Annotated in this window: 22 protein-coding genes and 1 other annotated feature; of the genes, 20 read left to right on the top strand and 2 right to left on the bottom strand. The window is 42.9% G+C overall.

Annotated elements, in window-relative coordinates; translation table 11 throughout:
- Nucleotides 1–8: 8 nt before the first annotated feature.
- From cybH to thrS, 15 genes are all read left to right on the top strand, one after another.
- On the top strand, nt 9–815 hold the full coding sequence (gene cybH, locus CKV62_RS06215; protein ID WP_038115596.1) for a Ni/Fe-hydrogenase, b-type cytochrome subunit: 807 nt from the start codon (nt 9–11) through the stop codon (nt 813–815).
- A complete protein-coding gene (locus CKV62_RS06210; RefSeq protein WP_095066189.1) occupies nt 808–1,383 on the top strand; it encodes a HyaD/HybD family hydrogenase maturation endopeptidase in 576 nt (191 codons plus the stop codon). The genes cybH and CKV62_RS06210 overlap by 8 nt, the downstream gene beginning before the upstream one ends.
- Nucleotides 1,384–1,415: 32 nt before the next feature.
- Nucleotides 1,416–1,793 carry a hydrogenase expression/formation C-terminal domain-containing protein gene (locus CKV62_RS06205; RefSeq protein ID WP_095066188.1) on the top strand — a complete coding sequence of 126 codons (378 nt, stop codon included), beginning with the start codon at nt 1,416–1,418 and terminating at the stop codon, nt 1,791–1,793.
- Between the two features lie 277 nt (nt 1,794–2,070).
- Nucleotides 2,071–3,081, top strand: coding sequence for a glycosyltransferase family 2 protein (locus tag CKV62_RS06200; RefSeq protein ID WP_095066187.1), 1,011 nt, complete (start codon nt 2,071–2,073; stop codon nt 3,079–3,081).
- Between the two features lie 82 nt (nt 3,082–3,163).
- On the top strand, nt 3,164–3,985 hold the full coding sequence (locus CKV62_RS06195; protein ID WP_095066186.1) for a C40 family peptidase: 822 nt from the start codon (nt 3,164–3,166) through the stop codon (nt 3,983–3,985).
- Between the two features lie 178 nt (nt 3,986–4,163).
- Nucleotides 4,164–6,779, top strand: a complete 2,616-nt coding sequence (alaS, locus tag CKV62_RS06190) for an alanine--tRNA ligase (RefSeq protein WP_095066185.1) — start codon at nt 4,164–4,166, stop codon at nt 6,777–6,779.
- 173 nt (nt 6,780–6,952) lie between these two features.
- Nucleotides 6,953–7,213: an IreB family regulatory phosphoprotein gene (locus tag CKV62_RS06185; protein ID WP_095066184.1), complete on the top strand. Its 261-nt coding sequence runs from the start codon at nt 6,953–6,955 to the stop codon at nt 7,211–7,213.
- On the top strand, nt 7,213–7,632 hold the full coding sequence (gene ruvX, locus CKV62_RS06180; RefSeq protein WP_038115577.1) for a Holliday junction resolvase RuvX: 420 nt from the start codon (nt 7,213–7,215) through the stop codon (nt 7,630–7,632). The genes CKV62_RS06185 and ruvX overlap by 1 nt, the downstream gene beginning before the upstream one ends.
- A gap of 22 nt (nt 7,633–7,654) precedes the next feature.
- Entirely contained in the window at nt 7,655–7,951 is a 297-nt protein-coding gene (locus CKV62_RS06175; RefSeq protein WP_038115575.1) for a DUF1292 domain-containing protein, read from the top strand.
- Nucleotides 7,952–8,085: 134 nt separating this feature from the next.
- Entirely contained in the window at nt 8,086–9,492 is a 1,407-nt protein-coding gene (gene mltG, locus CKV62_RS06170; protein WP_095066183.1) for an endolytic transglycosylase MltG, read from the top strand.
- Between the two features lie 23 nt (nt 9,493–9,515).
- Nucleotides 9,516–10,121 (top strand): O-methyltransferase, encoded by a 606-nt coding sequence (locus CKV62_RS06165; RefSeq protein WP_095066182.1) that lies wholly within the window; start codon nt 9,516–9,518, stop codon nt 10,119–10,121.
- Complete coding sequence (locus CKV62_RS06160; protein WP_095066181.1) at nt 10,121–11,362, top strand: peptidase U32 family protein; 1,242 nt, start codon at nt 10,121–10,123, stop codon at nt 11,360–11,362. Before CKV62_RS06165 ends, CKV62_RS06160 begins: the two co-directional genes overlap by 1 nt.
- Nucleotide 11,363: 1 nt before the next feature.
- Nucleotides 11,364–11,708 (top strand): DUF4911 domain-containing protein, encoded by a 345-nt coding sequence (locus CKV62_RS06155; protein WP_095066180.1) that lies wholly within the window; start codon nt 11,364–11,366, stop codon nt 11,706–11,708.
- A 96-nt stretch (nt 11,709–11,804) separates the two neighbouring features.
- Complete coding sequence (locus CKV62_RS06150) at nt 11,805–12,794, top strand: hypothetical protein (protein ID WP_095066179.1); 990 nt, start codon at nt 11,805–11,807, stop codon at nt 12,792–12,794.
- A gap of 183 nt (nt 12,795–12,977) precedes the next feature.
- Nucleotides 12,978–13,207: a binding site (T-box leader), on the top strand.
- 141 nt (nt 13,208–13,348) lie between these two features.
- Nucleotides 13,349–15,259, top strand: coding sequence for a threonine--tRNA ligase (thrS, locus tag CKV62_RS06145; protein ID WP_095066178.1), 1,911 nt, complete (start codon nt 13,349–13,351; stop codon nt 15,257–15,259).
- Between the two features lie 134 nt (nt 15,260–15,393).
- Here thrS and CKV62_RS06140 read toward each other — a convergent pair whose 3' ends face one another.
- Nucleotides 15,394–16,878: a DASS family sodium-coupled anion symporter gene (locus CKV62_RS06140; RefSeq protein WP_095066177.1), complete on the bottom strand. Its 1,485-nt coding sequence runs from the start codon at nt 16,876–16,878 to the stop codon at nt 15,394–15,396.
- A 397-nt stretch (nt 16,879–17,275) separates the two neighbouring features.
- Here CKV62_RS06140 and infC point away from each other — a divergent pair, with 397 nt between their 5' ends.
- The 5 genes from infC to CKV62_RS06110 all read left to right on the top strand — a co-directional run bounded on the left by infC (nt 17,276) and on the right by CKV62_RS06110 (nt 19,700).
- A complete protein-coding gene (gene infC / locus CKV62_RS06135) occupies nt 17,276–17,794 on the top strand; it encodes a translation initiation factor IF-3 (RefSeq protein ID WP_008601314.1) in 519 nt (172 codons plus the stop codon).
- A gap of 18 nt (nt 17,795–17,812) precedes the next feature.
- Nucleotides 17,813–18,010: a 50S ribosomal protein L35 gene (rpmI, locus tag CKV62_RS06130; RefSeq protein WP_038115553.1), complete on the top strand. Its 198-nt coding sequence runs from the start codon at nt 17,813–17,815 to the stop codon at nt 18,008–18,010.
- Between the two features lie 46 nt (nt 18,011–18,056).
- Entirely contained in the window at nt 18,057–18,407 is a 351-nt protein-coding gene (gene rplT, locus CKV62_RS06125) for a 50S ribosomal protein L20 (RefSeq protein ID WP_005376311.1), read from the top strand.
- Between the two features lie 140 nt (nt 18,408–18,547).
- Nucleotides 18,548–18,862, top strand: a complete 315-nt coding sequence (locus CKV62_RS06120; RefSeq protein WP_095066176.1) for a DUF6693 family protein — start codon at nt 18,548–18,550, stop codon at nt 18,860–18,862.
- Between the two features lie 478 nt (nt 18,863–19,340).
- The gene (locus CKV62_RS06110) at nt 19,341–19,700 is read left to right on the top strand and encodes an MmcQ/YjbR family DNA-binding protein (RefSeq protein ID WP_095066174.1); all 360 of its coding nucleotides are present in this window, start codon (nt 19,341–19,343) and stop codon (nt 19,698–19,700) included.
- A gap of 105 nt (nt 19,701–19,805) precedes the next feature.
- Here CKV62_RS06110 and CKV62_RS06105 read toward each other — a convergent pair whose 3' ends face one another.
- The gene (locus CKV62_RS06105; protein WP_095066173.1) at nt 19,806–21,788 is read right to left on the bottom strand and encodes a DUF2075 domain-containing protein; all 1,983 of its coding nucleotides are present in this window, start codon (nt 21,786–21,788) and stop codon (nt 19,806–19,808) included.
- Nucleotides 21,789–21,847 lie beyond the last annotated feature (59 nt).

Here is a 21,847-nt window from a genome sequence, read left to right as displayed (position 1 = left end):
GTGGCATTATGTTAATACATACTGACAAAAAAGCGTATGTCGTATTCAGTTTATGGCTGCGCATATTCCACTGGACTATGGTGCTCAGTGTAACCGCATTGTTCTGGACCGGCCTTTATATAGGTGATCCGGGCTTTGCGGCGATTACAGGCAATCCGGAGCCGACCTTCGCTATCGACGGTTGGTTTTCGATGGAAACGATGCGTCGCATCCATTTCATCGCCGGAGTTATTCTGACATTTTCCTTCATATTCCGATTTGCCGGTGCGATTTGGAATCGCGGTGACAGATTGTTGCCGAAATTTAGACAAAAACGATACTGGTACGGTTTACGGGAAACAACATTGCACTATCTGATGATTCCCCAGAAGCATGAACATCATTGGCTAAGAAACTCATTGGCCCGTACGGCATATTTAGCGGTATATATTTTGTTCTTCTTTGAAATTCTGACGGGATTTGCCATGTACAGCATGATTAATCCTAATAGTATTTTAGGAGGTGCACTGGCTCCGGTCATCACGCTGTTTGGCGGTGAATATAAGGTTCATATCATCCATCATTACATAGCATGGTGTTTCTTGTTCTTTACTATCATTCACGTGTATATGGCGTTCCGTGAAGATGTGATGGAGGAATCCGGCGAAGTATCCGCTATGGTATCGGGTATGAAATATTACGCTCATGATCCGATTGATATTGAAGATTTGAACGGTAAACGTCGTCGTGGTGAACGTATCGATAAACCGTCCTTTACGACATATCGACCTAGCGATCCTAACGATCCTAGAGAAAGAGAATTACAAGATGACTGATACAAGTGCTGAATATATCAGAGGCTTGGAAGAATACGCGGACTCGGAGGGTCCGCGTATTGATTTAAACAGCCTTTATGATGACGGTAATAATGAAATCGTCCTCCTCGGGGTCGGTAATATCCTGCTGACCGATGAAGGCCTCGGTGTGCATGTTGTGAAAGAATTACAACATTCATATTCCTTTACACCTGCTGTAAGCATCATCGATGGCGGTACGATGGGGATGGAGCTGTTGACGTATATGCGGGGCATGAAAAAAATACTCCTTGTCGACGCCATCAATGGTGGTGAAGCGCCCGGCACTGTTTACGAGTTCCCTCATAAGGAAGTGGAGCAATACTTCACGGAACATATTTCGGTTCATGAAGTCGGAATGCAGGATATTCTTCGTATCCGAGCGATTCAGGAGCAGCCTTTAGAGGATGCTGTCGTAATCGGTGTCGAGCCGGAATCCCTCGAAATCGGCTTTGAACCGAGCGAAGTTGTACAGCGCGCCGTGCCGGAGGTAAAGAAGCGGGTTTTACAGGTTCTGGAGCGTTGGGGCGTTACTGCAGAACCAAAATAATTCATGAAGATGTATTTGTAATAGGAGATTATATGATTGAAAATTACAATAATGTGCGTGCCGTTTTAAATGAGTTGCGCGCTGCGCTGAAGCAACTGCGAGAAACCGGTGAAACCTATTCTGTTTATATAGAGAAAACGGGACTTACCGAGGAGGAACAGGTAGAAGTACTGGAAACGTTGGGACGGGGTCATATTACAATTTCCTTTAATGAAACGGATCAACCGGTGGAATGGTATGAATCTCAGTTTTCCGGCATCTGGATCGGTACCTATAAAAACGGTCGCGATGATTCTATTCTGCATACTGTAGAGGTTTCCAGATACCCCGTAGTGGCCGGTGCTTATGATGAAGATATGGAAACGGCGGAAGAGAATTTACAAACTTGGATTGATGCTGCCGGATTATAAGCGGTAAAATCCTGTTGCAATAGCGGTCATCGTAGGTTCATTTTTGTGCTTTTTTCATCGATTTTATATAAACGATTTCATAATTAAAAATAAATATATTTTTTATTTATTTGGATTACTAATATATAAAAAAGATGAAGGTGAAATTTGGTTATAAGTGAATAACCCTTGTATTTACTGGGTTTGTTCGGATAATTGGCTTTATTGTTAACCTTTGACATTTGCCGTAATTTACTATTTCACATAAAATAGGTGAGTAAAGTACTTTGGAGGATTTATGTTACTTTCTATTGTAGTGCCTGTATATAACGAAGAGGATAATATAGCTACTTTTTACAAAGCTGTAACTGATGTTATGTCAGGTCTTACATATGATTATGAAATAATCTATGTAGATGATGGATCTACTGATTCGTCGGCTATGATACTGCGTGAAATTGCTAGCGATGATAAACATGTCAAAGTGTTATTGCTGGCTCGCAACTTCGGGCATCAGACGGCATTGACTTGCGGTCTTGATTACGCTCATGGTGATGCAGTTATTACAATGGATGGTGATATGCAGCATCCGCCTGCTTTGATTCCCGAACTCGTTCGGTTATGGGAGTCAGGGTATGATGTGGTGCGCACCATACGGGACTCGACAGAGGACGCAAGCTGGGCTAAATCTTTCACGTCAAAGTATTATTACAAGCTAATGAATAAGATGGCTGATGTTCCTATCGTGGAGGGCGGATCCGATTTTCGCCTCATGAATAGTAAAGCATTGGGCACCCTGAAACGCTTTCGGGAACATGGACGTTTCTTGCGCGGCATTGTCGGGGCCTTAGGATATCGACAGGCGGAATTACATTTCGTGGCACCTCCGAGATATGCAGGGGTTTCCAAATTCAGTGTACGCAAGATGATTCGTTTCGCTCTAGATGGAGTTACAGCGTTTTCCAGAGTTCCGTTGCGAGCGGCTCTCTATGTAGGTGTACTGTGCGGGGGACTGAGTTTTTTACTTATCCTGCATCTCCTTTATGTGTACCTTACGGGACAAGCTCTTAACGGATGGACGACAATAGGCGTATCCATTTTATTTATTGGTGGAATTCAACTCGTCGGTTTGGGGATTATAGGCGAGTATGTAGGTCGTATTTTTGAAGAGGTGAAGCAACGGCCTTTGTATTGGGTTAAGTCCGCAATAAACTTTGAGGGGCATGAAGAGGTACCTGTGATGGGACCAAGCAGTGCCGATGTGTTTATCGCGTCGGAGACTTATACCGACCAAAGCAAGGAAGACTAGCTGTATTTGTGAATGCAAATAAATGACGGTTAGTATATTTTGAATAAGTAACTTACTTTAAGTTTTTTTGGAAAGGAAGCATATGAAGTCAAAATATAGTAAGGCGAAAATAACGGCATTAACATTAACTTTTGTGTGTGCCAGTACTGCCATAGTTGGCGCAACAACCGCAACAATATTGCAATATGGTGATAAAGGCAAAAGTGTTACAGCGGTTCAACAGCAACTGATTAAACACGGCTATAATGCAACAGATAAAAACGGTGTATACGGTAAGGAAACAAAATGGGCGGTTCGCCTGTTCCAACAAGATCGCGGACTTCCTGTAGACGGTATTGTAGGTCCTGCAACGTATAATGCCTTAATGGGGGCCCCTCGTTCTACTAAGGCGGCGCTAACGCATAATGCGGCAACAAAAGCAGTGGCAACGAAGTCTGCTTTCACAAACAGCAATGCCACATCCCGTCGTATTGCCGGTCAATCGATTAATGGGAAAAAAGTTAGATTAAATAATCTTACAAAGAGTGAAACACCTAGCAGCATTCATGCTATTTTGTCGGAAGCCAACAAATACCGCGGTGTACCGTATGTATTTGGCGGCACTACACCAAGCGGCTTTGACTGCTCCGGTTATGTTAAATATGTATTCGCGCAACAGGGTATTTCTTTGCCTCGTTTAGCGGATGAGCAATATAATGTAGGTGTTGAAGTATCTCGTGCCAATTTGAAGGCAGGGGATTTGGTATTCTTTGAAACCTATGAACCGGGCCCGTCTCACTCCGGTATTTATATCGGCGACGGTCAATTCATCAGCGCTACATCCAGCAGCGGTGTTGCTGTAGCAAGCTTGGATTCCGGTTACTGGGGCGAACGCTATATCGGTGCGAAACGCGTTGTACGCTAAAACTCTATACTAGCTCAAAAGAGGCTATACGAATCAATTATGTACTTGTTGATCCGTATAACCTCTTTTTTATATGGTGAAAATCCACGAATTATGCGGACTTATCATGGTTTTTGATAGATTTTCTATATTATTTACGGTATAATTAGGAGTAAATAATTTTAGGAGGAATATACACATGAAGGGTAATGAGCTGCGTCAAGCGTACTTGCAGTTTTTTGAAAGTAAAGGGCATTTAAGGTTAGATAGTTTTTCTCTTATACCGGAAAACGATCCGTCCCTATTATTGATCGGGGCGGGGATGGCGCCGTTAAAGCCTTTCTTTACCGGTAAACTGGTACCTCCTTGTCATCGTATCACAACAAGTCAGAAATGTATGCGTACAGGGGACCTTGAAAACGTAGGTCGTACCGCACGTCACCATACATTCTTTGAAATGCTCGGCAATTTTTCCTTCGGCGACTACTTCAAGAAGGAAGCCATTCATTGGGCATGGGAATTTTTGACGGAAGTCATCAAACTCGATAAAAATAGACTGTATGTCACTGTATATCCGGATGATCAGGAGGCTTATGATACCTGGCATAACGATTGCGGTGTAGAGGAAAGCCATATCTCCCGTTTGGAGGATAACTTCTGGGAAATCGGTGAAGGTCCATGCGGTCCGGACAGTGAAATTTTCTTTGACCAGGGACCTGAACACGGCTGCGATGATCCGAATTGCGCACCCGGCTGCGACTGCGACCGGTATCTTGAAATTTGGAATCTCGTGTTCACTCAATTCAATAAGATGCCGGACGGTTCCTATGAACCGTTGGAACATAAAAATATCGATACCGGCGCCGGTCTTGAACGATTGGCATCCGTATTGCAACATTGTAAAACGAACTTTGAAACGGATCTGATTTTCCCGATTATCGAGGCTACGGCAAAACGTGCAGGCGTATCTTATAACGATAATGAAAGCACAGATGTATCCTTGAAGGTTATTGCGGACCATGCCCGTGCCGTAACGGCATTAATTTCTGATGGTGTATTACCATCTAACGAAGGTCGCGGTTATGTATTGCGTCGTATCTTGCGCCGTGCCGTGCGTCATGGTCGCTTACTCGGTATTGACGGTATTTTCTTAACACCTCTTATCGACGTAGTCGTAGATATTCTAGGACCGGGAATCAAGTCCATCGCTGAAAAAAAAGACTTCGTAAAACGGGTCGTTCAAAACGAAGAAGAACGCTTCAATCAGACGTTGGAACAAGGTCTTGAACTATTGTACTCCTTAATCGATACGTTGTCTGCTGAGAAAGCGACTGTCGTACCGGGGGTAGAAGTATTTAAATTATATGATACATACGGATTTCCTTGGGAATTAACAGAGGAAATTGCATCTGAACGCGGTTTCAGCATCGACCGTGACGGTTTCGATGCGGCGATGAAGGAACAGCGTGAACGTGCCCGTGAAGCACGTGTTAAAGAAGATGCAAAGGTGGAAACACCGGATATTACATTCCTTAAGGATGAAGAACTTCTCGAGGATGAAACTGTAACGGTATCTTCTGTTCTTATGATCGGTAAAGGTTCCGAACGCTTGCAAACGGCCGCTGACGGCGATGAAATCACCGTTATCGTACGTACGACTCCATTCCACGCTGAGGGGGGCGGTCAATTAGGTGATACGGGCTTTATCGTCGGGCCGATGGGCAAGGTAGAGGTTCATAATACGAAACGTTTGCCTGAAGGCACAGTTTATCATATCGGTACCGTTGTAGAGGGTTCTGTTTCCGAAGGTGATGACGTAACGCTTGAAGTGGATACGGATCGTCGTGCTGCGATGGCTCGTAATCATACGGCAACTCACTTATTGCATGCGGCATTGAAACAAGTGTTAGGCGAGCATGTGAATCAGGCGGGTTCCTTGGTAACGCCGGATTATTTACGTTTCGATTTTACTCATTTCTCACCTGTAACACAGGAGGAACTTGAAAAAATAGAGGCCCTCGTAAATGAAGAGATACTCAAAGCAACGGATCTTGCTATCGCTGAAATGTCTATGGACGAAGCGAAAGCAAAAGGAGCGATGGCACTCTTCGGTGATAAATACGGCGATGTTGTACGCGTAGTAGAGGTACCCGGATTCTCCGTTGAATTGTGCGGAGGTTCTCACGTGGGCAATACGGCCTTCATCGGGTCTTTCCGTCTGACATCCGAATCCGGTATCGGATCCGGTGTGCGTCGTATCGAAGCGATTACGGGGCGTGCAGCTCTTGAGGCGGCAAAACAGGATCGTCTGACTATCGAACGTTTGGCAGGAGAGCTTAAGACGAAACCTGCTCAGGTAGAGGAACGTTTGCATCAAGTATTGGCTGATGCGAAAGCGGTTGAACATGAACTCAATGAAATTCGCAAGGAAATCACAGCCAGCGGTGCTGCTGATATCGTGTCCGCTAAGGTGAATATCAACGGTGTCGATGCCATCTTCGCATCCGTTCGGGTTAATACGATGGATGAACTTCGAGATTATGCGGACCAGGCCCTCGATGTACTCGGCGGTTCCGGTGTGGTTCTCCTGGGTTCCGTTATGGGTGATGATAAGGTAAGCTTTGCATGTAAGGTATCTAAAGACATTGTAGGCAGAGGTGCTCATGCAGGTAATATCGTAAAAGCCGCTGCTCAGGTTACGGGCGGTAATGGTGGCGGTCGTCCTGATATGGCTCAGGCCGGCGGTAAAGAACCGGATAAATTATCGGCAGCACTTAAAGCAGGTGGAGATGCTTTGTCATCTATGTTACAATAATATATATAACTGTATAATTATTATTGATATATACTGTTTAATACTATGCAGTTATATATGTAACCTAAGCTAAGATTAACTATCCGGCCCAGTCGGACGGTTAGCATACGAGGTTGAGTCTCGTCTTTCACAAGGACGGGCCTCGCCTGATGTACTGAAAAGGAGGGATATGCATGAAGGTTTCCGATGAAACTATGTTATTCCGTAAAGTTGAAGATGAACCGGTAACAGCTGAAGAGGTACTTACTCGCGTTTATCAATCGATTCAAGAAAAAGGGTATAACCCGATTAATCAGATCCTGGGATATCTTATCTCCGGTGACCCTGCGTATATCACAAGTTATAATAATGCACGGTCAGACATTCGCCGTTTAGAGCGGGATGATTTGATTGAAGAATTATTAAAAGAATACGCAAAGGCTAAGCAACTATAATGAGGATTATGTCATTGGACGTAGGCAGCCGGACTATCGGCATCGCCTGCAGTGATGCATTGCTCATGACGGCGCAAGGCATAGAAACCATTCGCAGAACATCCCTTGAAAAGGATTTTCACAGACTGCAGGAACTTATCACTGAATACGAGGTGCATGAGCTGGTCGTGGGAATGCCGAAAAATATGAATGGTACAAAAGGGGATAGAGCTGTAAAGACGGAGGAATTCGTCGCCAAGATGAAAGAAGTCATCGATTTACCTGTTACTTATTGGGATGAGCGGTTATCCACCGTCATGGCGGAACGCCAACTCATCGCAGCTGATGTAAGTCGTAAAAAACGCAAATCTGTGATCGACAAGATGGCAGCGGTTGTAATTTTGCAAGGATATTTAGATCGCTTGCAGTTTAATAAATAAGTATTTAAAAGGAGGGTTTCCAATGGTTGACCAAAATTTTGAAGGCGAAGTGTATTACTTGGAATTCGAAGATGAAAACGGTAAGAAACAGTACTTCACGGAAGACGTTGTTTTGAATCATGAAGGCCAAGAATACGCCGTTCTTGTACATGTGCAGGAGGAAGAGGCTGACCATGAAGGTCAAGATGATACGTATATGATCTTGGCCCGTATCGAAACAAATGAAGAAGGCGTAGAGGAATATGTGCCTTTGGATGAAGATGATGAACATTTCGAAGCTCTGGTAAAATTGTATGAGGATATGGATGACGACGAGTAATCCATTGTAAATGTAGCGTATTGCCATGGGGTGATGCGCTATTTTTATGTCCTGAACTTCATAGGGGAAATATAGAGTTTATGGTATAATAGAGTGACAATTGACGCTTATTTGATAGAAAGGAACTCAATATCGTGAGAAAACCCTTAAAATATATTTGTATTATGATTATCGTAGGTATTTTGGTTATCGTAGGCGGCCTCAGTGCATTGTACTATATGCCGAATACATTTGCTCAGGATGACGGATCTCAAGTGGTGGTCATCGATAAGAATCAAACGGGATCAGAAATTGCGGACATGCTTTATGAAAAAAGCCTCATCCGTTCCACTCAAGGCTTTAAGCTGTGGCTGCTGTTGAGCGGTACCGGTGATAAGCTTCAAACGGGGCATTATCAGATTCCGAATAAGGTGTCTGTGAAAGAACTCATTTCCCTGTTGCAGGAGGGTCATGTAAAATCAATTCGCCTGACTATTCCGGAAGGTTACACGGTAGGCGATATCGCGATTGAGCTTGAGAAGAATAAGATCATGAAGTCGAAGGACTTTTTAGAGGAAGCGAAGACCTTTGTACCCTATCCGTATATGAAGGGGACAAAGCCCGAAACATATCCCGTAGAGGGATTTTTATTTCCAAGTACATATGAGATTCCTGTAGATGCGACACCGCGCAATGTGATTCAAATGATGGCGGATGAAATGAACCGCTATCTGACTCCGGCCGTAAAAAAACAGATTCAGGCTCAACATATGAGTATTCACGACTTTGTGACATTGGCGTCTATTGTTGAACGTGAATCTCTATTTGATGCGGATCGTCCGACTATTGCTGGTGTATTTAAAAAACGTTTGGCTCATGGCATTCCATTGCAGTCCGATGCGACGATTTCCTATGTACTCGGTTATGCGAAGGAACATGTAACATTGGGGGATACTCAATTACAGAGCCCTTATAATACATATGTGAGCAAAGGCTTACCACCGGGACCGATTGCAAATCCCGGTAAAAAATCTCTTGATGCGGTGCTTCATTCCGAAAACACGGATTATTTGTACTTCGTAGCGGATAAAGAAGGTCATAATCACTTCTCTAAAACCTATGAGGAACATTTAGCGGCGGTTCATAAGATCTACGGCAGTGATTCCACGTCGTCCAGTAATGAATCCGCGGCGCAGGCGGCAGGGCCTAACTATGATGTGGCTGCTGCTACTACTGAGCCTAATTACAATTACAGTTCGGCGGAAGCGGTGGAAGCGGATTCTCAATATGTTGATGTAGAACCGACCACTAAGTATACACCGACAACGATTCCTGTCACGACGGCACCGGAAGCCGCACAGAGTGCACCGCCTGCAACATCGAATGCCGACTCCGGCAGTAATTATGTACCGACGACGATTCCTGTTACGACGGCACCGGAATCGATGCAGAACGTGATTCCGAATTCGTCGCAGTCGAATGTGCCGCCTATTCAGGTACAGCGACCGCAACCCGTGAATCCGTCCGGCGGGACAAACTCCAATCAATACAACTATCGATAATGTAGGAGAATCTATCTACTTTCATGACATTAAATGATATTTTAAATGAACAGCGTATTTATGCGATGCTTAATGATGTACCGATTTTGCGAGAATCGGAGGTACATCTGTTTGAAGAATTAATAGGATTATATCGGCCCACCTCCGTGTTGGAGGTGGGCACCGCCATTGGATATTCCACCCTGTTGATGGCTCCTCTGCTTGATGAGGGAGGCCGCATTACATCCATAGAACTGGATGAGGTGCGTCATAAAATGGCGAAATATTATATTGACCAATCCGCCTATGCGGATGAGATTACCTTGATTCAAGGTGATGCGTCTCAGGTGTTAACGAATCTTGTAGGCGAATATGATCTCGTCTTTTTGGATGGGCCGAAAGGTCAGTATTTAAAACAATTGGAACTGATTTTGCCGCATGTGAAAGAAGGGGGCGTTATCCTCGCGGATAATGTACTCTTCAGAGGTTACGTGCGCGGCGAAAAAGAGGCGCCGAAGCGCTTTAAGACAATCGTTAAACGATTGCAGGAATATTTGAACTTTGTAGAAAACAAAGAATTATTTAATACCACGATTTACCCTATGGGGGACGGTATGAGTGTGAGTGTGTGGAAAGGACACAACCAATAATGGCAGAACATTTTATGGAATTACTTTGCCCAGCGGGCAATATGGATAAATTGAAGATGGCGATTCGCTATGGCGCGGATGCCGTCTATTGTGCAGGGAAGCGTTTCGGACTTCGCGCGGGAAACTCGAACTTCTCCGATGAAGAGCTGAAGGAAGCGGTGGAATTTGTACATTCTCATGGCAAGAAAATCCACGTCACCTGCAATATTATTCCTCATAATGAGGACTTTGAAGGCTTGGAGGATTATTTGAAATTCCTTGAAAGCATCAATGTCGATGCCATCATCGTGGCGGATATGGGAATTTTCAGCCTTGCAAAACGCGTGGCTCCGGGGCTTGAGTTACACGTGAGTACGCAAGCGTCCACTACAAACTGGCATACTGTACAGATGTGGAAGGAATTGGGGGCCGCCCGTGTCGTGGCGGCTCGTGAAGTATCGCTGGCGGACCTTAAAGAAATGAAGGACCATGTAGATATCGAAATCGAGTCCTTCGTTCATGGTTCCATGTGTATCTCGTATTCGGGACGCTGCCTTCTATCGAACTATATGACGGGAAATCGCGATGCGAACCGCGGTCAATGTTCTCAATCCTGCCGCTGGAAATACTCCCTTGTGGAGTCCAATCGTCCCGGCGAATATTATCCTATCGAAGAGGATGAACATGGTACCTATATTTTTAACTCCAAGGATTTATGCCTGATTCATCGTATTCCTGACCTCTATGAGGCCGGTATAGACAGCCTTAAAATCGAAGGCCGCATGAAATCCGTTCACTATGTTGCGACGGTGGCCAAGGTGTATCGCACAGCTATCGACACGTATTTGAAAGAAGGCAAGGACTGGTATGTGCGTCCTGAATGGATTGAGGAATTGGAAAAAATCTCTCATCGTCCGTATACTGACGGCTTTGCCGAAGGTCGACCTGATGAAAGCGCACAAAACTACGGTAAATCCACGAATACGCAGAGTCACGATTTCATCGGTTTAGTTTTGGGCTATAATGAAGAAGAAAAATATGTGGATCTTGAACAACGCAATAATTTCAAGGTCGGCGATAAGGTTGAATTCTGTCAGCCGAAAGGTGATTTAGTCGAAGCCGTTATCGAGATGATGACGGATGAGGACGGCAATTCTATCGATGTGGCACCGCATGCGCAAATGAGAGTCCGCCTTTATATGGATACGCCTCTTGAGCCGTATTCCATGATGCGCCGCGAGTGTAATCAGAAGGGAGACTGATATGAGCGGTACTCGATTAGAAGTGAACCATTCGAAGGTTTCGGAATTACCGGGTCGGAATCAATCTGTTCTGTCCGATGATCCGTTAGTGCCGAGCCGCTCCATAGGGGCTTTTGAAGAGGCTCCTGATGAGTCTGACTCCGGTGAAGAAGCGTATGTGTACTTTCATATCGATCCGAAGCATACGAATTTCGTCAATCGTATCATCGAAGGCTATGAGTACGTCGGCGTGATGACCTCTGTTGATAATGAGGGTTTATGTATGGTGCGCTGCACGCCGTCGACCAGGTCTCTGGCTATTGATATTTTGCAAAGTCTGCCCGAATATGTAACAATAGAAGGGTAGCATGGTGTCATTGCTCAGTGTATTTGTGATGATGCCGAATTTTGGTGTATAGCTTATCAGGCTATAGTGAAATAATAGAGAAATGAGAGTAAATCTATGAAACAGTCTATTTTGAAACGTGCTTTATTAACAGCTTGTCTCGGTGTGTCTATGGCAGGCGTCGCTATGGCGGGCCCTGTAGGTCCCGTTGTTATCCCTCAAGCGGGAGAAGTGGTTGTGATTAACCACGGACCTGATCTTACGTTTACAGGGAATATCAATTTTGATGTGGAAAGCCAGGAAAACAATAATTTAAAGGTCGGTTCCAACGTGGTTCCGAACGTATTGTACGGCGCGGCTTTCAATAAAGCCGGTGCACCGGACACCATTATCCCTGCTCAGACCTATGTTTACGTGGGTACGAAGGACGGTGCGAATGCTTTCACTGAACCGAGTGACGGGGACAAAAAAGGTGCTAAATGGAATGTGGAAACCTTGAAGAAAACCAAGGAGGGCGAAGTGCAATTAGCGAGTCGCGGTGTGCCTGAAAAGCCGCTGGCGAATCAAGTGTTCACCATCAAGGATTCCATTATGCTGAGTGCCGTGGATATCAGTAAAACTGAAGTGGGCCGCAACAGCAAGGGCGTTCTGTATATGAATGTACCTAAAGAGTTGAAACTCACTGCCGATACGGGTATTCCTGATGATGTGCGTGAAACGATGCCGGCCATGTTCCGCGGTAAGCAGGGGGATTCCCTTATGGTGAATCTCATGCCGCTAAATGATGAGGAACGTCAGCAATTGGCGACGAATCCGCATAATGCAAATGCTATCGTATTCAATCGCGGCATGAATATCGCAAAAATGATCGGTTCCTCCGCGCGTACCAGCAAGGTATACACATACATGAAGGACCATTATCTGAACCTCGTTATCGTTGCGAAGGATTATGATGATAACGGTGCACGAGGTAGCGGCGTTATGATGGTGTCCAAGCAGGACAACTCCAACGATATTCTGTTGACCCTTTATAAAGGTCCGGATCTTTCTAGCAGTAAACTGGAAAAGGTAATCGGCGCAATGTTGTCCACGAACTTTAAACGGTAATAACAAAAATAAAACGGCTCGAGGGTGTTTTCGGGCCGTTTATTTAAAATATAAATGTATTCATATACATGAAGAGATACTTTACAATTTATGGCTTTTATAAAAATTACAGTTTCTAGTTTTTATGAAATTTACAGTTATACTGTATTGAAATTTTTAGTACTCTATGATACTATAATCTAGTAAAAAGTTATGCAAAGGACATGATTCTCATATCCCTGTGTGTCAGAGAGAGGCGGATGCTGGAAATGCCTTACACATATATCGGAATTACCCCCTTTAAACTGATTTGTCGAACCTGAAGTAGGCAAATACGGCCGCCACCGTTATCGGGCTTAATGAAGTGAATTAACTATATCGTTCGGTATAGGTAGTTAACTAGGGTGGAACCGCGAATGATCTTCGTCCCTTGTTTGTAGGGATAGAAGGTCTTTTTTTATTACCCAATTTCTACAAGCTAATTACTCAATGTTTATGTATTGTGTGGTAAGTAGGTATATTGGTGAAAGTAGAAAATCAAAGCTATCCTAGTTTATAAATTGGAGGAAAGAAAAATGGCAGATGTAAAAATCATTTTACCTGATGGTAGTGCAAAGGAATACGCTGCTGGCACTACTCTTGGGGAAGCAGTAAAACAACTATCTAACAGCTTGGCTAAAAAAGTACTAGCTGCAAACATAAATGGTGAATTAACAGACCTTCGCGAAGAACTTGTAGATGGCTCTGAAGTTGCGTTCTTAACATTTGAAGATGAAGGGGGCAAACATACTTTGCGCCATACAGCTTCTCATATCTTGGCACAAGCGGTAAAACGCTTATGGCCTAATGCCAAATTGGCAATCGGTCCTGCTATCGATAAAGGTTTTTACTATGATATCGATATGGAACATACTTTGACTCCTGAAGATTTGGGTAAAATCGAAAAGGAAATGAGCCGTATTGTAAAAGAAAATTTATCGATTACTAAATCCGTTATGCCTCGTGCGGAAGCGATTGAATTCTTTAAATCCAAACATGAAGACTACAAGGTGGAACTTATTGAAGACCTTCCGGAAGATGCCGTGATCTCCTGCTACTCTCAAGGTGATTTCATCGACCTTTGTGCAGGACCTCATGTGGCATCCACGGGCAAGGTGAAAGCTTTCAAATTACAAAGCATTGCAGGTGCATACTGGCGCGGCGATGAAAAGAATAAAATGTTGCAACGTATTTACGGTACTGCGTTCGAGAAAAAGGAAGAACTGGATGCATACTTACACATGTTGGAAGAAGCGGCTAAGTGTGATCATCGTAAACTCGGTAAAGAACTCGGCCTGTTCGTTATCAAAGAAGAAGGCCCCGGATTCCCGTTCTTCTTGCCAAAAGGTATGGCGCTTCGCAATGAATTGGAAAAATTCTGGCGCGAAGTTCATCATGAATTTGAATATGAAGAAATTCGCACGCCGATTATCTTGAATAAACACTTGTGGGAAACATCCGGTCACTGGTACCATTATCGTGAAAATATGTATACTACAATCATCGATGATGAAGAATATGCAATTAAACCTATGAACTGTCCGGGCGGTATCTTGGTTTATCAGAATGAAATGCATTCCTATCGCGATTTGCCGTTGCGCTATGCGGAACTCGGTTTAGTACACCGTCACGAATTATCCGGCGCGTTACACGGTTTATTCCGCGTTCGTGCTTTCACACAGGACGATGCGCACGTATTCATGTTGCCGTCTCAAATGCAAGAGGAATTGATGAAAGTTATCGAGCTCTTTGATCGCATTTACAGCCAGTTCGGTTTGAAGTATCATGTGGAATTATCCACAAAACCGGATAATGCGATGGGCGACGATGCTATCTGGGAACAGGCGACAGATGCATTGCGCAATGCTATTGAAGCTAAGGGAATTGATTACGTAATCAATCCTGGTGACGGCGCTTTCTACGGCCCTAAGCTCGACTACCATATCGAAGATTCTTTGGGCCGTACATGGCAATGCGGTACTATCCAATTAGATATGAACCTTCCTGAACGATTCCAGATGGAATATATCGGTGAAGACGGTCAAAAACATCAACCTATCATGATTCACCGTGCGTGCTTCGGCTCCATGGAACGTTTCATCGGTATCCTGACTGAACACTATGCAGGTGCATTCCCTACATGGATGGCCCCTGTACAGGTGAAAATTCTGCCTATCTCCGAAAAACATGTTGAATACGCTAAGCGGTTAGCTAAACAGATGCATCATGACTATGTACGCGTGGAAGTGGACGATCGCAGCGAAAAAATCGGCTACAAAATCCGCCAGGCACAAATGGCGAAGGTACCGTATATGCTCGTCGTAGGGGACAAGGAAGTGGAAGAAGGCACCGTTAACGTACGTAAACACGGCGGCGATGAATTGGGCTCAGTTCCATTTGACGAATTCTTCAATGCAGTTAAAATTGAGATCAAGGAACGTAACTGACAGGTTGATTTAATGGCCGATATATTACTCTTATCGTAAAATGACTAAAAGAAAGTCCTGCAATCTCTATGGTCATAGAGGTTGCAGGACTTTTCAATATAAGGGGAATAACAGCGTTTTATCGTTTCATCCCGCTATGCGATACCGATCCAGTGCCAGTATGTGAGTGTAAATACGAGCATCATGATATAACCGATTATGGTCAACGGAATACCGGTGGTCATAAATGTTTTCACGTCAAAGGTTTCCGTACCGTAGGCCACCATACCCTGCGGCGAGTTGACCGGCAGAATCAGGCCGAAACAAATGGCGTACTGCATGAGCATGGTCACACCGATCGGATTGAGTCCTTCTGCGCTGTGCCCCATGACGATGGAGATAACGATCGGAATCATTGCCGATGAAAGGGCTGTTGCGGAAGCGAAACCTAAATGGATGATGATGAGAAATGCCGCCATAATGGCGATGAGCAGGAAGATGCTGGCTGTTTCGAGGGAAAAGGCGTTTACGAACACTTGAGCAAGCCAGGTTGCCGCTTTTGTTTTTAGTAATACGGAGCCGAGACCGATGCCGGCGCCGAACATGACGATGGATCCCCAATCGATATGTTGCTGCGCAAACTTCCAGTCCATGATACCGAGCCCAGGAAAGAAGAACAGGGCAATGGCGACGATGGTGGTAGTCGTGGTATCGATGGAATGCAGTTTACCGCCGGTAGCCCATAATGCGAGAAGCCCGATCGAGATGCATAACAGTTTCTTTTCATCCGCTGTCATGGGGCCGATTTCATTGCGCATTTTAGCCAGTTGTACATCACCTCCGACGAGCTCCCTGAATTCGGGTCTGATTAACAGCTGTGTCACTATGTAAGTGATAACTGCCATGGTAATCGAGAACGGTGCCGCCGCGATGAGCCAGTCGGCCCAGCTGATGCTGGCGTTCATCTGTGTCTGCATGAAACCTACAGCTACAAGATTCTGGGCTGCCGCCGTCTGAATCATGATGTTCCAGAACGAGTCCGCCTGAACGGCACCGACCATGAGGAGGGCGGCGACTCTGCTTTTTCGTTCAATACCCAGATTTTCAACGATCCCTATGATAATCGGTGCCAGGCAGGCGATACGGGCTGTCGCGCTCGGCACAAAGAAGGCCAGGATGAGCCCCGTAATGATGACGCCCAGATAAATCCGGCTTACCCTGGTGCCCACGCCGGACAGTACGAGCATGGCTATACGCCGGTCGAGGCCGGTCTTGCGCATGGCTACGGAAATGAACATGGCGGCACCGACGAGAATCATGGCCGGTGTCGAATAACCGGAAATGATGAGCTTCAACGCACTGGTCGTGCCTAAAAATTTGGCGGGGGCTTCGGGATTCGGAGAAAATCCCAACAGCAGTGCCGTAAGAGCCGTAATCATGGTGGCGCTTACGGGATAGGATACGGCGGATGTCATCCAGAGGATGACGGCGAAAGCGAGGATGCCGATCATACGGTGTCCTCCTGTGGATAAAGTGTCCGGAGTCGGCAGCGCCATAATACCGCCCAGAATGATAAAGGCGAGTATAAGTCCCGCATTCTGTACTGATGTACGAGGTTTTTTCATTATAGATTCAGACATGACAGTACTCCTTTCTTAAGGATAAAATAAGGTTTCGTTATCGAAATGAATAATATATAAAGGTACATAAAAATATAATTTATACCATTATTATTTAAATATATTGTATACTTTCAGCGGCTGATTTGTCTGTAGCGAATTATATATATGCATAATAAAGATAATAACCGTGACCGGTATGCCGATATCTTATAAGTAATCGTAATTGTGCCGGCAGCGGATTCCATATGATATTTATCGGTAGGGCTTGACAGTATATATTTGATCTGATATCATAATTAAGTAATTTGTGAAGCAGAGGCCATCCGCCACTCACCTGATATCGAGAAGTATGAGGTTAATATAGAGAATTCTATTCGGATGGTGTTTGCCGTCCGTTTTTTTTATTCTCTTGGAGGTGAACGCTATTAGCAAGGATACACCACGCATTAATGAAGAGATTCGTGCTCGTGAACTTCGTGTAGTAGGTCCTGAAAATGAGCAAATCGGTATCATGTCTGGCCGTGAGGCTTTGGCATTGGCTGAAGAACAGCATCTTGATCTTGTGGAAATTGCACCTAACGCTAAACCGCCGGTAGCTCGCATTATGAACTACGGTAAATATCGTTATGAACAACAAAAACGCGAGAAAGAAGCGAAGAAAAAACAAAAAATCGTAACTTTGAAAGAAGTCAAATTACGTCCACATATTGAAGACCATGACTTTTACGTTAAAATGAAAAATGCATCCAAATTCTTGGCTGAAGGTAACAAAGTAAAAGTAACCATCATGTTCCGCGGTCGTGAGCTTTCACATCCTGAACTCGGCATGGCGGTATTGACACGTTTTGCTGATGAACTCAAAGAAACGGCGTCTATTGAAAAAGCAGCTAAGTTAGAAGGTCGTAACATGACCATGATTTTAGTAAGTAAGTAATGTATTGGGAGGATTATTATGCCAAAGATTAAAACTCGTCGCGCAGCGGCTAAACGTTTCGCAGTAACAGGAACCGGTGAATTCAAGCGTGCAAAAGCTTTCAAAAGCCACATTCTTGAAAAGAAATCTCCAGCTCGTAAACGCAATTTACGCAAAGCCACATTGGTTGCAAAAGCCGACTACAAACGCGTAGTTAAATGCTTACCATACGCTTAATCGTTAATAGTTAATCGATCATATCGTAATTTAGGAGGAATATACAATGGCAAGAGTGAAAAAGGGCGTTACAGCTCATGCACGTCATAAAAAGATTTTAAAATTAGCTAAAGGTTACCGCGGCACACGTTCCCGTTTGTTTAAAAAAGCTAACGAAACAGTAATGAAAGCGTTGTACTACGCTCGTCGTGACCGTCGTGCGAAAAAACGCGAATTCCGTCAATTGTGGATCGCTCGTATCAACGCAGCGGCTCGCATTAACGGCACAACTTACAGCCGTTTCATCGCCGGTTTGACTAAAGCAGGCGTTGAAGTTAACCGTAAAATGTTGGCTGACTTGGCAGTTAACGATGCAGCAGCATTCGCTAAACTTGTTGAAGTAGCTAAAAACGCTTAATAGTATAACAACCAGATTAAGGACTCTCTGATGAGGGTCCTTTTTTGTATGGTGAAAGCAGCATTCATAAGATGAATTAATCTGCTTAATAATGTATAATATATCTATTATGTAAAATTATTTTATGAGGAGTGAACTTTATGACAGGACAAATGGAATCTCGATTTGAAGGCTCTGTACTTGGATATATCGGGTATACTTTGGCAGCGTTTCTGATTACGGTATGTACCTTCGGCATTGCATTCCCTTGGGCGGAGGTTATGTTCCGGAGCTGGATTTGCCGTAATACGATTATTAATGGTAAACGACTTTACTTTGATGGAACTGGTACACAACTATTTGGTAGTTATATTAAATGGTGGTTCTTCACCTTTATTACCTTTGGCATTTATAGCCTTTGGTTGTTCAATAAAATGACACATTGGCGCGTTAAGCATACACACTTTGTCGAGTAATAGAATAAGAAATATATTTTAAGTATTAAAGCCTATAGTACATATTCAGTACTATAGGCTTTTGTCGTATCCGATATATTATTTTCTATACCCGCCACATCCTCTTGTATTAGAGTTTGGGCCACAATAACTTTGGCTAGTATTGTTACAAGTTGTATTACTAGAGTTATTGCAGTTGTATTGTGTAGTAGTATTACAACTTGTTTGGGAACCATTGCATACATAATCGTAAGCAAATCCTGTAGATACTGCAACAGTCACGGCTAAAAAGGTCATGACGAGCATACGTTTTGTAAATCTCATATGTATCATCTCCTTAATTTTATACTTATATTGTACTACTATAGGTCAAATATTATATTATATTATATTATATATAAGTTATATATAAGTTATTTAAGCATTGGTATTTTATAGGATAAATGCTGTATGCGTAGACATGTATTAAAGTTAGCCTATATAAACGAGGTGAGATACGATGAATCGTAATGAATTAATTCAATACATACAAAAAGAATATATCTGTGATGTAGACTATCCATGGGAAAAATACCCTGACTATGTAGTAATTCGACGTAGAGACAATCAAAAATGGTTTGCGGGAATCTTTAATATTCATGGACAGCAGGTAGGACTTGATATAAGTGAATCATTGGATGTAGTAAATCTTAAATGTGATCCTGATTTGATTCCTAATTTGATTCATGAAAGTGGAATCTATCCTGCATATCATATGAATAAACAGCACTGGATCTCGGTGGATATTGAAGGATATAAAGATGTAGAGAAACTTAAAATGCTGGTGGATATGAGTTATAGATTGGTTGGTAAGAAGTAATAGTAATAGTAATAGTAATAGTAATGTATATAGATTTTGTTCTTAAATATAAGAGCCAGTGGTGCTATAGAAATAGCACTACTGGCTTTCTGTTTGTATAGAATACTATAACTTATGCAGCTTGGAGTGAAGTTCATCTATATTAGAATTCGGTTTGTCGGCGGCCATTGGTTGTGTCGCTAGAACAACTTGAGGTTCGTTGTAAGTATAGTTTAACTGATGATTATAGGCTAATTTAAAGTAATTGGCTAAGTCTTTATTTGTACAGTAGATGTAGCAACCTTTTTGACCACGTGTCATTAATGTACGGTATGTATTTTTTACAATTTCATTTGCAATACGATGTCCTTCTTCAGGGTTTTCTTTTAAAATTTTTTTGATACCTTTGATAGACTGATCTGTTTTAGCACGTTTATTAATATCTACGATGAGTTTGCCATTTTCATAACGTAGATCATCACCGATAATAACACCTACGTATTCAAATTCAAGGCCTTGAGTGGTATGAATACAGCCCGCTTCATTAATAGAATCTGGATCTATTGCATATGTAGTAGAATTTCCTAAGTTCCAGCTGATTCCAAAATTATGTTCCGGTATTTGGATATCTTTTACAAGAGAAGTTGTTCGACCTTCCTTAGGCCAATCCCAACAATAGCCTGCTAAAACTCGAGACTTATTGTTTATCTCATTTTTTGCTTTTATAGCAGCATACATAGCATTAGGATCATCAAAAATCCTAAAGTCATAATCACCTTCAAAACCATCATAGTTTGCTGTTTCTGCAATTTGAAGAACGTTGTCTAACCAAGCTAAATAGCCGTCAGAGCCATTACAACGGAACTGGGATTCTAGTGCGCCCTCATAAACAAGAGCCTTTTGCTCAGTACTAAACTTTAATATTTTATCGATAGTACCTGCATCTTTAAATGTAACACGTTGATTTCGATCAATAAAGAAGACACTAAAGAGGGAGGCATTAATAATTTCTTTGATTTGGTCTTCTCCTTCATTTTGGTACATTCCAGATTTTTCACGTAATCTATGTGCTTCATCAACAATTGCAATTTGAAGTGCATTTTTAGAACGTGTATGGAATGTGCCACTACTTTGGAATAATGCTTTAATCTCTGTTTTCTTGAACCCTTTTTGTAGTATAGTACTATATACATTACGTGGTGCAGCATTAGATGTAATGTATTGAGCCATATAGCCATTATGAATACATTCTGCCAATAAGTTTATTGCTACAACACTTTTACCAGTGCCGGGACCGCCACGAACAATATATACAGTTTTTTGATTGTTCTTAATAGCATCTAGAGCAGCTTTTTTTATGCGTTCGAATTCAACCTTTTGGTCATCAATAAGAACAAATTCTTTATTACCCTTCAACATACTTAGAATCGAATCCTGAAGAGCTTTAGACGGTCTGAGCCTACCATGCTCGATAGATTCCATGATATTTGTTGTGTCAGGTTTTGGGATATAGGTCTTGATAAAGTTACGTAAGTTATTCATCTGACCTAATGTAAACATAGGGGATATGTCTAATATAGCACTATAGATTGGATCTCGTAATTCAGTTGAGATACTTTCATCAAAGTTATGTAAAAATGCACATGGATGTAACTCAATAGGTCTCGTCTGTACATCTTCATTAAAGTTTTCAATGAGGCTACAGTATGACCAGGCTTGGTAGGAAGGGTGCGTGACCTCACGAAGTCCGCCGCTGAGATAGGTAGATACAATATTATCCTTATCTTCTACTTTGAAAGCTTCGCCCCATTGTTTTAATTCAACTATAATAACGTGTTCTTTATTATTCTGATCAAGGCCGGTAATAATAAAATCGACACGCTTTTGGGTGTTTGGAACGATATATTCAATGGCAACACCAGCTAAGTCCGGTATGGCAAGATCACGCATGACATTAGCCATATAGGATAATGAGGTCTGCCATGAATGAATCTCAGATTCGCCAACACGACGATATTTCTCTGTTAATGTTTGATGTAATTTTTTGACCAAGACACCTTGCTCGAAATCGTTGATAAAAGATTGTTTTGTGGATGAGTAGATAATCATTTTGTAATCCTGATTTAAAATGAAGGAATTTTCATGAAAAATGTTGAATAATATTATTA

The sequence above is a fragment of the Veillonella rodentium genome (assembly GCF_900187285.1).
Classification (GTDB): Bacteria; Bacillota; Negativicutes; order Veillonellales; family Veillonellaceae; genus Veillonella; species Veillonella rodentium.
This window is presented reverse-complemented; position numbering and strand designations above follow the sequence as displayed.

What these genes read in the sequence shown, in the direction of transcription:
- CKV62_RS06140 (WP_095066177.1), bottom strand. Translation starts at nt 16,878, where the DNA reads ATGTCTGAATCTATAATGAAAAAACCTCGTACATCAGTACAGAATGCG.
- CKV62_RS06185 (WP_095066184.1), top strand. Translation starts at nt 6,953, where the DNA reads ATGAAGGTTTCCGATGAAACTATGTTATTCCGTAAAGTTGAAGATGAA.
- rplT (WP_005376311.1), top strand. Translation starts at nt 18,057, where the DNA reads ATGGCAAGAGTGAAAAAGGGCGTTACAGCTCATGCACGTCATAAAAAG.
- CKV62_RS06205 (WP_095066188.1), top strand. Translation starts at nt 1,416, where the DNA reads ATGATTGAAAATTACAATAATGTGCGTGCCGTTTTAAATGAGTTGCGC.
- CKV62_RS06175 (WP_038115575.1), top strand. Translation starts at nt 7,655, where the DNA reads ATGGTTGACCAAAATTTTGAAGGCGAAGTGTATTACTTGGAATTCGAA.
- alaS (WP_095066185.1), top strand. Translation starts at nt 4,164, where the DNA reads ATGAAGGGTAATGAGCTGCGTCAAGCGTACTTGCAGTTTTTTGAAAGT.
- CKV62_RS06160 (WP_095066181.1), top strand. Translation starts at nt 10,121, where the DNA reads ATGGCAGAACATTTTATGGAATTACTTTGCCCAGCGGGCAATATGGAT.
- CKV62_RS06210 (WP_095066189.1), top strand. Translation starts at nt 808, where the DNA reads ATGACTGATACAAGTGCTGAATATATCAGAGGCTTGGAAGAATACGCG.
- CKV62_RS06155 (WP_095066180.1), top strand. Translation starts at nt 11,364, where the DNA reads ATGAGCGGTACTCGATTAGAAGTGAACCATTCGAAGGTTTCGGAATTA.
- CKV62_RS06150 (WP_095066179.1), top strand. Translation starts at nt 11,805, where the DNA reads ATGAAACAGTCTATTTTGAAACGTGCTTTATTAACAGCTTGTCTCGGT.
- CKV62_RS06195 (WP_095066186.1), top strand. Translation starts at nt 3,164, where the DNA reads ATGAAGTCAAAATATAGTAAGGCGAAAATAACGGCATTAACATTAACT.
- CKV62_RS06200 (WP_095066187.1), top strand. Translation starts at nt 2,071, where the DNA reads ATGTTACTTTCTATTGTAGTGCCTGTATATAACGAAGAGGATAATATA.
- CKV62_RS06105 (WP_095066173.1), bottom strand. Translation starts at nt 21,788, where the DNA reads ATGATTATCTACTCATCCACAAAACAATCTTTTATCAACGATTTCGAG.
- CKV62_RS06120 (WP_095066176.1), top strand. Translation starts at nt 18,548, where the DNA reads ATGACAGGACAAATGGAATCTCGATTTGAAGGCTCTGTACTTGGATAT.
- rpmI (WP_038115553.1), top strand. Translation starts at nt 17,813, where the DNA reads ATGCCAAAGATTAAAACTCGTCGCGCAGCGGCTAAACGTTTCGCAGTA.
- thrS (WP_095066178.1), top strand. Translation starts at nt 13,349, where the DNA reads ATGGCAGATGTAAAAATCATTTTACCTGATGGTAGTGCAAAGGAATAC.
- CKV62_RS06165 (WP_095066182.1), top strand. Translation starts at nt 9,516, where the DNA reads ATGACATTAAATGATATTTTAAATGAACAGCGTATTTATGCGATGCTT.
- CKV62_RS06110 (WP_095066174.1), top strand. Translation starts at nt 19,341, where the DNA reads ATGAATCGTAATGAATTAATTCAATACATACAAAAAGAATATATCTGT.
- ruvX (WP_038115577.1), top strand. Translation starts at nt 7,213, where the DNA reads ATGAGGATTATGTCATTGGACGTAGGCAGCCGGACTATCGGCATCGCC.
- cybH (WP_038115596.1), top strand. Translation starts at nt 9, where the DNA reads ATGTTAATACATACTGACAAAAAAGCGTATGTCGTATTCAGTTTATGG.